Annotated in this window: 12 protein-coding genes; 4 read left to right on the top strand and 8 right to left on the bottom strand. The window is 41.2% G+C overall.

Features of this window, described 5'->3' with window-relative positions; genetic code table 11:
- Window positions 1-76 precede the first annotated feature (76 nt).
- The 6 genes from PZB74_RS02285 to PZB74_RS02260 form a co-directional block, all read right to left on the bottom strand.
- Window positions 77-1,465 carry a sensor histidine kinase gene (locus tag PZB74_RS02285; RefSeq protein WP_302240404.1) on the bottom strand — a complete coding sequence of 463 codons (1,389 nt, stop codon included), beginning with the start codon at window positions 1,463-1,465 and terminating at the stop codon, window positions 77-79.
- On the bottom strand, window positions 1,395-2,477 hold the full coding sequence (locus PZB74_RS02280; protein WP_302240403.1) for an anti-sigma regulatory factor: 1,083 nt from the start codon (window positions 2,475-2,477) through the stop codon (window positions 1,395-1,397). Before PZB74_RS02280 ends, PZB74_RS02285 begins: the two co-directional genes overlap by 71 nt.
- Window positions 2,440-2,877, bottom strand: a complete 438-nt coding sequence (locus PZB74_RS02275) for an anti-sigma regulatory factor (protein ID WP_302240402.1) — start codon at window positions 2,875-2,877, stop codon at window positions 2,440-2,442. The genes PZB74_RS02280 and PZB74_RS02275 overlap by 38 nt, the downstream gene beginning before the upstream one ends.
- Entirely contained in the window at window positions 2,831-3,250 is a 420-nt protein-coding gene (locus PZB74_RS02270; protein ID WP_302240401.1) for an STAS domain-containing protein, read from the bottom strand. The genes PZB74_RS02275 and PZB74_RS02270 overlap by 47 nt, the downstream gene beginning before the upstream one ends.
- Before the next feature lie 20 nt (window positions 3,251-3,270).
- Window positions 3,271-4,128: an STAS domain-containing protein gene (locus tag PZB74_RS02265; protein ID WP_302240398.1), complete on the bottom strand. Its 858-nt coding sequence runs from the start codon at window positions 4,126-4,128 to the stop codon at window positions 3,271-3,273.
- Window positions 4,129-4,478: 350 nt separating this feature from the next.
- Complete coding sequence (locus PZB74_RS02260) at window positions 4,479-6,923, bottom strand: transglycosylase domain-containing protein (protein WP_302240396.1); 2,445 nt, start codon at window positions 6,921-6,923, stop codon at window positions 4,479-4,481.
- Between the two features lie 221 nt (window positions 6,924-7,144).
- On the opposite strand from PZB74_RS02260, the gene PZB74_RS02255 reads away from it, so the two are divergent.
- Window positions 7,145-7,486: a hypothetical protein gene (locus PZB74_RS02255; RefSeq protein WP_302240395.1), complete on the top strand. Its 342-nt coding sequence runs from the start codon at window positions 7,145-7,147 to the stop codon at window positions 7,484-7,486.
- 20 nt (window positions 7,487-7,506) lie between these two features.
- A complete protein-coding gene (locus PZB74_RS02250; RefSeq protein ID WP_302240394.1) occupies window positions 7,507-8,259 on the top strand; it encodes a sulfite exporter TauE/SafE family protein in 753 nt (250 codons plus the stop codon).
- 4 nt (window positions 8,260-8,263) lie between these two features.
- On the opposite strand, the gene PZB74_RS02245 is transcribed toward PZB74_RS02250, so the two are convergent.
- Window positions 8,264-8,998, bottom strand: coding sequence for a TIGR04283 family arsenosugar biosynthesis glycosyltransferase (locus PZB74_RS02245; RefSeq protein ID WP_302240393.1), 735 nt, complete (start codon window positions 8,996-8,998; stop codon window positions 8,264-8,266).
- Window positions 8,999-9,047: 49 nt separating this feature from the next.
- Between PZB74_RS02245 and PZB74_RS02240 the strand changes: the two genes are divergently transcribed.
- A complete protein-coding gene (locus PZB74_RS02240; protein WP_302240390.1) occupies window positions 9,048-9,746 on the top strand; it encodes a hypothetical protein in 699 nt (232 codons plus the stop codon).
- Between the two features lie 79 nt (window positions 9,747-9,825).
- Here the strand turns inward: PZB74_RS02240 and PZB74_RS02235 are convergent, their stop codons facing one another.
- Window positions 9,826-10,908 carry a T9SS type A sorting domain-containing protein gene (locus PZB74_RS02235; protein ID WP_302240387.1) on the bottom strand — a complete coding sequence of 361 codons (1,083 nt, stop codon included), beginning with the start codon at window positions 10,906-10,908 and terminating at the stop codon, window positions 9,826-9,828.
- Window positions 10,909-11,329: 421 nt separating this feature from the next.
- Between PZB74_RS02235 and PZB74_RS02230 the strand changes: the two genes are divergently transcribed.
- Entirely contained in the window at window positions 11,330-12,376 is a 1,047-nt protein-coding gene (locus tag PZB74_RS02230; RefSeq protein ID WP_302240385.1) for an alpha/beta hydrolase, read from the top strand.
- The last annotated feature ends 53 nt before the right edge of the window (window positions 12,377-12,429 follow it).

Below are 12,429 nucleotides of genomic sequence, written 5' to 3'. Positions count from 1 at the left end.
AAAAAACCAGAAAAGCCCCTGACAGTTTGAGGAGCTTTAAAAATATTCTTGAGTAAAATGGAATGAGTGCGTTGGTCTAGTGCAAAAGGTCGTCGGGCCAGGTAAAGCAAAATCTTGCCCCACTCTCGTAGGCACGGCTGTCTTCTATCCAGATGTCTCCTCCACGCTCCAGAATCATCTTCTTAACTATCGCCAGTCCGATTCCGGTGCTATCTACATTCTTAACTTTATGCAGGATGGTAAACATATTAAACACAAGCTCACGCTTATCCTTTGGTATACCAGGTCCGTTATCTTCCACATAATAGTAGGTAGTGCCATGACCATTTTGACTGAATCCTACTCTTACTTTTCCTTCTTCTTTGTCATTATACTTAATGGCGTTAGAAATAAGGTTATGAAATACCTGATAGATAAATACCTCTTCGGTAAAGAGCAGTGGAAATTCTTCATGAAGCTGTATATCAAAGCTTTCAGGTTTGGAAATGCTCTGTGTTACTTCACCTATGAGCTCTTTGAGGTCAACGTTGGTTTTGGCTACATTCTCATGCCCGGCCATACTATAGGTTAGTATGCTGTCTATCAGGTTTTCCATCTTATTTACCTGACGCGAAAAAATTGTCAGAATTTTATCCTGACTTATCATTTTTCCGCTTTGGATTAGTTCCGCCAGACTCTTGAGGTTTTGTACTGGCGCTTTCATATCATGAGATACAATATGGGCGAACTCATCCAGCTCTCTATTTCTTTTGATTAGCAGCTCATTCTGAGCCGCTTTTTGCTTAGAAAGCTCTTTAATTTTAATGTAGTTATTTTCCAGCTCGTTGTTCAGGCATTGTATCTCTTTCAACTGCTCTTTGGTCTGGGATTCTTTCACTTTAAGATCTTCCAGTGTTTTGAGTAGTAGATGGTTTTGCCTTTTTATTTCGTCGTACGGAGAAATGGGGGGCGCCTCGCTAAAGTGCGTTCTCCATCCAGACAAAATCAGATTGTTAATAGGGGGGTGGTTGGCAGGCAGGTACATAGATATTTTAACGGTAGTTCCCATACCTTTTTCGCTGGCGATATGAAGTTTATGTACAAGCCTTTTACAGTTTTGTAGTCCGGTGGGTTTTGTATTGTTCTGGGGGGTGATACTTTGCTTTAGCGTAGCCAGGTTTGCAATGCCCGGCCCTTTGTCTGTAATAACTGCTTCCAGTAAAAAGCGTGATGCTTCTGTACTTATGTATAAAATAACCTCGCCACTGTTGGCATATGCCAGTGCGTTTCGGGAAACTTCAGAAACGGCAGTAGCAAATTTTGTCTGATCAGTAAAAGTTAGTCCGGATATTTCGGCTAGCTGCATGGCTTTTTTATAGGCAATTACCAAATCCAGCTCACGCTCCAGAGAAATCTCAATAATTGCCTTTTGAAGCTTTTCCATCGGTATCTGGATGTTTACAAATGATAATAGTAGTGTCGTCATTTCCCCGGCTATAGTCACGGTACAGGCAGGCCGCAAGGATAGCCGGATCATGGTTTTGTAATTGAGTGTATTTAGATGGATCAGAGCGAGAGACCAGCCCGTCTGAGTGAAGTAATAACTGGCTCCCTCTTTCCCACTTTATTTTTTGATTATTAATACGAGAAGACATTGCATGGCCCACAATTCCGTTAAAAGATGAAAAATGCTTGGTTTTGTTATAGGCGATCATTTTACCACTTATGTTACCTACTCCGCAATAAGAAATAGTAGTGTCTTGAGCTTCGTAGGCTAATGCCATGGCAACAGCACCTCTCGTCTTTTTTATTTCCTGATGAATCGTTTTTAGTACCTCTGCTGGTTCATCTTTCTTAATCTGTTGGTAAGCAGCAATAGCTGCCTGTGAGGCCTCGTATGCTCCCTCTCCATGCCCTAGTCCATCTAACAGCAAAAGCTGAAATGTCTGTGTTTCAGGCTTGTATATCAGATAGTAACCATCACCACATAATTTTTCACCCGGCCGTGCTACAGAAAAGGCCGCAAAGTTAAAAGGTTGAGGTATAACTTCTGTATCTTCAGCAAAGAAGCGTGCCAGCACTACGGTGCCCTGCCCACTTTGAGAATAGATATCAAAATAGTCGGATTGCCTTTTTATAGCACCGAGCCCTTCGCCCGCTGTACCTGAAGTAGAAAAACCATCTTCCATAGCCTGAGATATACTTCTAATTCCCGGCCCTTTGTCTAAAGTTAATATTTCTATTCCGGCCTGTCCATTATAGTAGATAGTTTTCCAGAGCAATTCTCTATTTTTTTCTCCAAATTTGAGAAGGTTAGTCACCAGCTCATTAACTACAATATGAATCTTGGCGATTTTCTGAGCAGAGAAGCCTAATTTTTCGGCCTCTGGTGAAATCTCTCTTTTTATTATAGCAAAAAAGCTGCGGTCTTCTATTCTATAGTTTTTATACGCTTCTGAATTACCTCTTCCATCGTATGATGGTAATCTTTGTGCCATGCCCTACCTTTGACTGTATATCAAAATAATTAACCAGACGTTTTGCTCCTGGCAGGCCTAAACCCAGGCTTTTGCCTGTAGAGTAGCCATCCTGCATGGCTTTACTGATATCTGCGATACCGGGCCCGGAGTCTTCAAATATTACTTTTACACCAGTTTTTAAGCTTTCAGATACTACCTCTATGGTAGCTTTGCCCTGCCCGGCATAGGCCAGGATATTCCTGACCAGTTCGCTGGAGGCTGTAATGAGCTTAGTCTGGTTAACTACGCTCATGCTTATCTTTTGAGCATGCTCACGCAAGCGGTGCCGAAACAGCACCACATCCTGCTCAGATTGTATTTGTATGATATCCTTATTCAAGCTGATCATCATCATCATCCCAATCAGCTTCCGCATCATCTATGTGAAAATCACTGCTATTAATTCTGTCTTGTAGAAGTTGCATACCTTTTTCTACATTTAGTGCTGTATGTACACCAGAAAGTGGTAAGCCAAGCTCTACAAGCGTAATGGCCACTGCGGGTTGCATACCTACTACAACAGTTTCGGCATCCAGTATTTTGGACATGGTAGCAATATTCCCGATAATCCTTCCCATAAATGAATCTACAATGGATACGGCTGATATATCTATAAGAACACCTTTTGCCTCATGCTTGTTTACCATTTGAATCAAATCATTTTCCAGGTTAAGTGCCAGCCTGTCATACATATCCACCTGTATGGTCACCAGGAGGAAGTCACCCATTTTTAATATTGGAATTCTATCCATTGTCCAAAGACTTTATTCGCCTAATAATTTTTTCTTTTTCCTACTACAAGATTCAGTTTGGTAAAGGCGTGCTTAAGTGCCGAAGCCAGAGTCGCTTTAGTTTGTACCCCTTCTAGGTTGATCCCCAGGTGTACAATAGTTTGTGCAATTTCAGGCTTGATTCCACTAATGATACACTCAGCGCCCATGAGGCGGGTAGCATTAACGGTTTTAATAAGGTGCTGGGCTACCAACGTATCTACGGCAGGTACTCCGGAAATATCCAGAATAGCAATAGTGCTTCCTGTATCTACAATCTCCTGCAGCAGGCTTTCCATTACTATTTGGGTACGTTCGCTGTCCAGTGTTCCGATAATAGGTAAAGCTAGCACCCCCTCCCATACACGGATCACTGGTGTAGAAATTTCGTTGATCTCACTGGTTTGGCGTAATATTACTTCTTCTCTGCCTTTAATGTAGGTTTCAAAAGTAACAATACTGAGACTGTCTAGCAGAGTCGTAACTTTTATAATTTCGTTTACTAATTGGTCTGGCGCATCTTTTAGCTCTTCTTGTAGTATGCGGATAATGGCTTTTTTCAGGCTAAGTACGTAGATGGATGTTTCGCGAGGTGTAAAACCACTATGCGCTCTTGAGAGAGAGATTCCACTCAGAATATCGTTTATGGTATTAAACTCCTGACGAGAAATATCCTCAAAGTTATCGGACTTTATGCCCTCCAAAAATGCATCTAACAGCTCCTCCGACTGGCTGCGCATTTCATCATTAGTCATTAAATCTTCACGAAGGCTGGGGTCTTCAACCTGATTGTCTATCCAGTTTTGCAATAGGTCGTTTTTTCTACTATTTAGTATGGCAGAGGTGCTCGATTTGGACATTGATCTGTATAAAGTTAAGGTTAGGGTTAGTAATTAAAAAACTATAAACAAAAAATAGGCGTAGGGCCCTATTTATATAATTCTGACTTAAAAAACTTTCCGAAATGTAATCAAAGAACTTTTTAAATATAGGGTTTCCTTTACAATTAGTTATCTAAAATTCGGAATTAGTAAAAAGGTAATTGTCAACAAGAAGTTATAAGAAAGCACTTAAATAAAGTTAGTAAAAGTGAGTTTAAGGAAAAAATGCTTTGAGTTGGAACTAAGGAGTTATTCTAAAAAAGTCAACTTGATCAATAGCAAATATTAAGGAAAGCTATTGTTTTCATGATAATAAAAAAGGAAGGGCTTTAATCCTTCCTTCCTCCAAAAATGCCTCGGATAATATCCCCGAACTTGGTGCGTTCTCTCTGCTTTTCTTTACTTTGTTGTGGTACCCGCTGAACTCTTTCTGCACTTCTATCTTCGCGTTCTCGGCGATCCTTGTCGCCAGCAAAAAGTCTCCAAAAGAATCCCTTATCTTCATCTAGCTCATCTTTATAGAATTCGCAATCCAGCTTATCCATAGTACGGCGCTTAGGTTGGGCAAAGTGTCCATTGCTGACCATTCTAAATTCAGGTTCGCGGTTTACCTGTTGCATAAATTTAGCCCAGATAGGCAGCGCAGTGTTAGCTCCCTGACCCAAAGTAAGATTTCTAAAGCGGATAAGCCTGCTGGGCCCACCCACCCAGGAGCCAGCAACCAGCTTGGGCGTAGCACCAATAAACCATCCATCAGCCTGAGATTGTGTGGTTCCAGTCTTTCCTGCTATTTCGTTTCTTAATCCATAACGATAGCGTAAGCGCCGCGCCGTACCGCTGTCAATTACGTTTTTCAGCATATGTATCATCATATCCGCAGTCTCCTCTCGGAGTACTCTTTTGACATCTGCTTTCTCTTTGGTAAAGTCTGCAACCACATTACCATACTGATCTTCTATACCTAAAAGATATACTGGTTTTACTTTGTACCCACGGTTAACAAATGTGCCATACACGGTAAGCATCTCAGAGAGCGTAAGGTCAGCTGTGCCCAAGGCTATAGAAGGCTGTACGGGAAGCTCATTTTCTATTCCCATGTCATGTGCGAGGGCAGATACCTTTCTCACCCCGGTCTCCATCATCAGGTCTACAGTTACCGTATTGACAGAGTGTGCTAGTGCACCAGGCATAGAGTAGTAGCCTTCGTACTTATTATCCGAGTTACGTGGTGTCCAGTCATCGTATTCTTCGTATGTACGAAGCTCATTACTGATAAAGTCGCAGGGATCGCGCCCATCTTCAATAGCGGCTGCATATACAATAGGTTTAAATGTAGAGCCTACCTGCCGACGAGAGCTAACGTGATCGTATTTGAAATATTCATGATTGATACCTCCAACCCAGGCTTTTACATGACCATTTTCCGGTCGCATAGCCATAAAGCCAGCATTAAGAAACATCTGATAATAGGCGATAGAGTCCAGCGGGCTCATAGTTTTTTCTTTCTCGCCCTCCCAGGTAAATACTGTCATAGGTATTGCTTCTTTAAACAGGGCCTCTGCTTCTTCCGGCGTTTTTCCGCTAGCAATAAGTTGCTTATAACGAGCGGAGCGCTGCATGAGCCTTTTGAGGTAGTTGTTCTGCTTATCCCAGGGTTTACGGCCTTGCCAATGTTTAAAAAAGGTAGACTGCAACTCCTTCATGTGCTCTTCTACTGCTTTTTCTGCATACGCCTGCATGCGTGAGTCTATAGTCGTATAGATTTTAAGGCCATCGGTATACAGATTGTAGTAGCTGCCGTCCTCTTTAGGATGCTCTTTGAGCCATGCCTGTACCTCATGCCTTAATTTTTCTCTAAAATAGGGGGCAGGCCCTTCGTTATGCGAGACATAAGTGTAATCCAGTTCCATGGGGATAGACTTCAAAGAGTCTGCCTCAAAAGGAGTGATGTGGCCAGCTCTGGCCATGAGGTTAAGCACCACATTACGTCGGCCTTTGGCTCTTTCGGGGTGTAAGCGGGGGCTGTAATAGGTGGTAGCTTTGAGCATACCTACCAGTACTGCGGCCTCCTCGGGCTGTATTTCTTTGGCTGATTTATTAAAAAAACGTTTAGTAGCAGCTTCAATACCAAACACATTGCCCCCAAAAGGAACAGTATTAAGGTAAAGCGTGAGTATCTCTTCTTTACTATAAATTTCTTCCAGCCGGGTAGCAATAAATATTTCTTTTAGCTTGTTTACTGGCATGCTTAAAATCCAGAAATCCTGCCTCGGAAAAAGGTTCTTCGCCAGCTGCTGGCTAATGGTACTCCCCCCACCAGAACTTTCATTACCCAGTAATATACTTTTGACGAAAACTCTGGCCATACTCCTGTAGTCTATTCCCTGATGCTGGTAAAAGCGAGAGTCTTCGGTAGAAACCAAAGCCTGTATAATTGAGGGTGCTATATTTTCGTAGCGGGCATTAGTACGATTTTCTATATAGTACCTGCCTAGCAGTTTACGATCATAGGTGTAAACTTCTGAAGAGTTGAAGTTTTTTATATTGCGCAGCTCCTGCTCATTAGGGAGCCTCCCGAAGAAGCCCATATGTACGATAAAGGCAAAAAGAAGCCCTGAGAGTAACAAGCCAAAAAAAGTAAACACACCCAGGCGTAGCCACTGCTTCCAGCCAAAATGGCGGACGGTACGATAAAGAGCTTTAAAACTATGTTGTATCGCTCTGAGCAGCTTCTGAACTAGTTTACTTAAAGTTTTTTTTACTTTGGGATTCAAAGTGTAGTCTATGTTTGGTAAAACAATTTACAATACTACGCTAAAGCAGGGAGTTTGTTATACCTACATGCTGCAAATAGCTGTATTATTACAAACGATAGGCTAACAAGCAGAGAGTAGACAGAATTCCCACCCTGGCTTTTACAAGCTGAAATTTTTTAACATATTGATCTTCTGTTAGGCTGCTCGCAGCCTTTTTTTGTTCTGCTTACACCTTCCTGATGAAAGACCTTTACCTTTTTTGTTTGCTGCTACTGCCAGCCGTATCAGGAGTAGTGGCGCAATCACATGAAGAACTCATAGAGCAAGTTGGGGTGCTAAAGGAGGAGGCTAGCAACTTCAGGTATAATTTCAATGCTTCATCCAAAACGATTGACGGCCTGGCCTGGCAAGCCCATATGCTGAAAACTCTTTTACTGATTTATATCAATACTAATGACGAAGATATACCCGACGGATATGCCTTTGACCGTATAAACACCAAGACTGCTCAAGAGATCAGGCTGAAAATGTATAAATTTCTGGCTAATGTACGTTTCAAAAAGTTAAAAGAGCTGCAGTAGGCCAGCTATCTTGCTCGCTAATGGATTGGTTAGATATTATTATCGTAGTAGGTGCCGGATTTGCTGCTGGCTTTATTAATACGCTTGCTGGAGGAGGCTCGTTAATCGCTTTATCAGTGCTCATATTTATGGGTCTGCCTCCGGCTGTAGCTAACGCTACCAATAGGGTTGCCGTTTTTTCTCAGAATGTGTTCGGTGTACTGGGGTTCAGGAGCAAAGGTATTTCATCTTTTCGCTTTGGCCTGTGGCTTGGTATTTCTGCATTACTGGGCGCAATAATAGGAGCTAAAATTGCCGTAGATATAAGCGGTGACCTGTTCAATAAGTTGCTGGCAGTAATTATGCTTATTGTAGTTGCCTTGATTATTTTTAACCCTAATAAAAAGAATACAGAGGCTATAGAAAGGTTAGATACTAAACATAAAGCAATTAGCATAGGGTTTTTCTTTCTGATAGGTATATGGGGTGGGTTTATACAGGCAGGTGTGGGCTTTCTTATTATTGCGGTGCTTAGTACTGTCAACCGTTTTTCTTTAGTAAAAAGCAACAGTGTCAAAGTATTTGTAATTCTGTTTTATACTATAGCTGCACTGGTAGTATTTATCTGGGAAGGAAAGATTAATTGGGCATACGGCTTGGTGCTCGCTATAGGTAACTCTTTGGGTGCCTGGATAGCTTCTCGCTGGTCAGTAGAAAAGGGAGATCGCTGGGTAAAAATCTTTTTACTCGTGATAGTGGTATTGATTGCTATCAGGCTATGGTTTTTTAGCTAGGCTACTATCTGATATCTTTATAAAACTGCCTGAGCCAGTGGGGTGAAGCTCCGAATGCCCATAGTATAAGTATTGAAAAATAGATAAAATGTGCTTTCCAAAAACCTAAACCGCTGACTCTTCTGTCAGAGGTATAGACCTTTTGAGGAAACTGTCTGATTTTACCCAGCATATTAATGCGCAGACAGAAATCAGCCTCTTCCATGATAGGAACATTTTTATCAAAGCCACTAATTTTACGGAAATCCTCTTTTCTGCAAAACATAACCTGATCGCCGAAGATAAGCCTGAGTCCTTTAAAAAAATACGCATAAGGGCGATATATCAAAGGGCAAAGATGTGTTTTCAGGTAGTTAAGAGAGCTGGTAAAATATCGTACTTTTTTAGGACCTCGCATAAGGGAAACAAAGCCACCTAATACCAGATTTGGCTGCTGCATACTTTGTTCAATAAGCGAAGTCAGATTATAAGGTACCAGAGTATCGGCATGGAGAAAACACAAAAGTTCCCCCTGTGCTACGGAGGCTCCTACATTCATTTGAACGGAGCGGTTGTTCTGGCTGATACTTATCGTCCTCACTAAGAAACGCGAAGCTACAAGCATAGTCAGGTCATTGCTGCCACCGTCTACTACAATTACTTCATAGGCTGGAGGTTTAAGTTGGAATACCCTTTTCAGTGTTTCTTCCAGATAATCTTCCTCATTCAGCGTAGGGATAATGATACTCAAATTTCTCATAGGCAAACATCCCTGATGGAAAAAGACTTATCAAAGTAAAGAATAGCTTATGTATCGCAAATGTTTTTTTACCCTTATTTTTCTGATTTTTACCCTATTTGATGCCTACAGCCAGGATACCAATGCTGTCAATTTTGACAAAATCATAAAGTTAGAAACAGCCATAAAAAGCCAGAGTGTAGTACTGCAAATGGACTATCAGCATACTCATCAGCTCAATGCTGTAAATCGCTTTCGTATAGGGTATGGTGTATCACTGGTCCGTTTCAGAGCTTTTAATGATCTGGCTTATACCACAGATTATGCAAAAACTGAAAATAGCCTGGGACTGGATACTTTTCAGGTAGAAAACGCGAAACTAACTGCTGCTAATCTGTTTCTGCTTCTTAATTACCAGATAGGTCCGCGTCTTGATGTGAGCTTTGCTATTGATGTCGCTGGGTTGAGCTGGGGCGAAGTTCAAAGAGGCTTGTTTGCCAGTGGCCCTGGCGATATGAGTACGAGAGGCGCAGAAGCCAAACCTGTAAAATTTAACACAGCCCTGGCTGCTTCGGGCGCATGGCGTTCGCAGCTAAGCCTTAAATACTGGCTGTACTCAAGCTTTGGGGTACAAACCGGCTTAAACTATTGGCAATCTGCTTACAAAATTACAGAAAGTGGAGCACTCAATGGTGAGGTATATACTAAAGGTCAGCTTTACTGGAAGATAGGTTTAAGCTATCTTATAGGAGGGGGGGCAGCTAGATGAACAGGAGAAGTAAGTAGATACAAAAAAGCAAAAGGCAGGCAATGCCCACCTTCTGCTATAACCTATTTTTAAACCAAACTTATAAGATCATAATTCTTTCCTGGCTTTGCAGGCCTTGTTCGTTCTCCATAAGCAGGAGGTAAGCACCAGGCTTTACTGAGGCAGGCAGATTAATTTCGTTTTTACCCATTTGAATACTTTGGGTGTATACTGCTTTTCCACTCAGGTCCAGCAGTTTAATATTTTGCGTAAGACTATTGGTACTTTCAATAGTCATTTGGTTTGAGTTAACCGGGTTGGGGTATACTTTGGTATTAAAAGAAGCAAGGCCTTCAAAATACACAGCAGTTACTTTATGATACTCTACAGAGCCATCAAAATCTGTAGCTTTCAGTCGGTAGTAGGCCTGTCCTTTGCGAGGGTGGCGATCCTCAAAACTGTAAAAAGTTTCTGTGTTCTTATTTCCCTGACCACGCACTTCTCCAATAGATTGAAAGTTAAGGTCAGCATTAGCACGCTCTACTGTAAAGTAGTCAAAGTTTTTTTCCATGGCCGTGGACCACTCCAAAAGTACAGTACTTGAATTTGCTTTGGCGGTAAACGATACTAATTCTACAGGTAACGTTCGATTCATGATTTGTTGGTAGAGCTCTGGATAGTCGTTTGCCAGGTTAGATTCTCCAGGAACCGCTGCCGAGTAGTTAGCTCCTCCATATCTGGTTTGCCCGAAGACATAGGGTTCACCACCATTAGGATCCACATTTACTCCATTAGCCATATTTACATTACCTAATACAACTACAATTCCATCAACATCAATGTTAGCCCCATTATTAGCATTGGTATTCCCGTCAACTATCAATAGGCCTTCGTTGCCAATTCTTAGCGTTCCTCCACCAGACAAAGTAAGGTCTCCTTCTACCCAAAGTGTATCATTAACTGTTAAGGTAGTTCCGTTAGAAATGGTGAGGTTACCTGCACGGGTGATGTAGCCCTGAATAGTGATTGGGGGATTATAACTACCGTTAGTAGTAGGGGCAGAGTTATCTAACCAAGTGCTGTTGGTATTCCAGAGACCTTTATAATTGTTACGAGATGTATTTTGAGCAAGAGTTGACTGAGCGATTAAAACTAAGACGAGTAGTGAGATTAAATTTTTCATGTCTTATAAGTTCAATTCTTATGTTTGATCTGTCTGATGTATTATCTAATACAAATATAAACATTTTATGAATAAATATAAATATTTATATAAAAATATATACCTGAAAACCTTCAATTTTTCTCGTAACCGTACGCATGAATACTCAAAGGTGGCTTTTTTTACAGGAAATGGCCTTTTTTGTTAGCTTTGTAGGATTTTAAAAAAATAGCAGCGTGGAGCCTTAAAATTCTTAAAAATCAATTTTATCATTCAGCTAAGGCTTTAGTTTTAACAAACTAACAGGCTTTATTTAAGCTCTACTTCTAGCTAGACATTAATTATTCTTTTTAGAAGCTTATAATAATTAGTATCATAGTCTTAGCCTGTAGTTGTAATTAACTACCTTCATGCACTTCACAACCATTAATATGAATGCCAAATGAAAAAAGCTTTATATGGTCTGGGAATAATTGTAGCATTAACAGCAGGAGTATATAGTATGGGGCCAAAACCGAATCATGGATCATTGAGCGGCCGACTACCGGCTGTCACTACTGAACTCAGTAGATTGGAAGAAGAAATTATTCAGCAGGAGAAAGACAATCCTTTTGTAAAACCTGATAATGAAGCTCGAATTATCTGGGCTGATAGTAGTAAGCAAAAGACTTCTTATAGTATAGTGTACCTCCATGGCTTTGGTGCCAGCCAGGGCGAGGGTGAGCCGGTACATAGATTGATAGCAGAAAAATATGGCTGCAATCTGTATTTGTCTCGCTTAAAAGAACATGGTATAGAATCGGATTCAGCTTTTAAAAGTCTAACTACAGAAAGTTTACTGGCCTCAGCTAAGCAGGCTGTAGCGGTAGGTAAAGCCATAGGTGAGAAAGTGATTGTTATGGGCACCTCAACCGGAGGAGCGCTGGGCCTGTATATCGCCTCTGAAAATCCAGATCTGGCAGCTTTGGTATTGTACTCTCCTATTATCGCACCCCAAGACGAAAATTTGTTTTTGCTTAACCGCCCCTGGGGCAGGCAAATGATGGAACAGGTAGTAGGGGGGGAGTACATCGTAGAAGAACGAAGCGGCTTAACAAAGCAGTACTGGTCAAGGCTATACTATATAGAAGGTTATATAGCCCTGGCAGGATTAGTAGAAAACACCATGACTGAAGAAACCTTTAGTAAAGTTAAGTGCCCGGTTTTTTTAGGCTATTACTACAAAAATGAAGAAGAACAGGATAAGGTAGTTTCAGTAGAAGCTATGTTGCGTATGTTTGAAGAACTGGGAACCCCAAACGAACAAAAAAGAAAAGTTGCATTTCCCGAAGCTGGCAACCATGTAATCAGCTCATATATTCGTTCTAATGACTGGAAAGGTGTCTTGCGGGAGACTGATGCCTTCTTGCGCGAGATTATGGATTTAAGCCAAAAAAATGAAGTGATCATACCAAATTACGAAGGTATGCCTGAGCAAAATGATGTGTAAGAGAAGTGTAATGTTAAGTTAATATTAAGAAGTAAATCTTAACTTAATATTTC

This window comes from Porifericola rhodea (assembly GCF_030506305.1).
In the GTDB taxonomy this organism is placed as follows: domain Bacteria; phylum Bacteroidota; class Bacteroidia; order Cytophagales; family Cyclobacteriaceae; genus Catalinimonas; species Catalinimonas rhodea.
The sequence above is the reverse complement of the archived record's forward strand: the minus strand, read 5'-3'. Positions and strand labels throughout refer to the sequence as shown.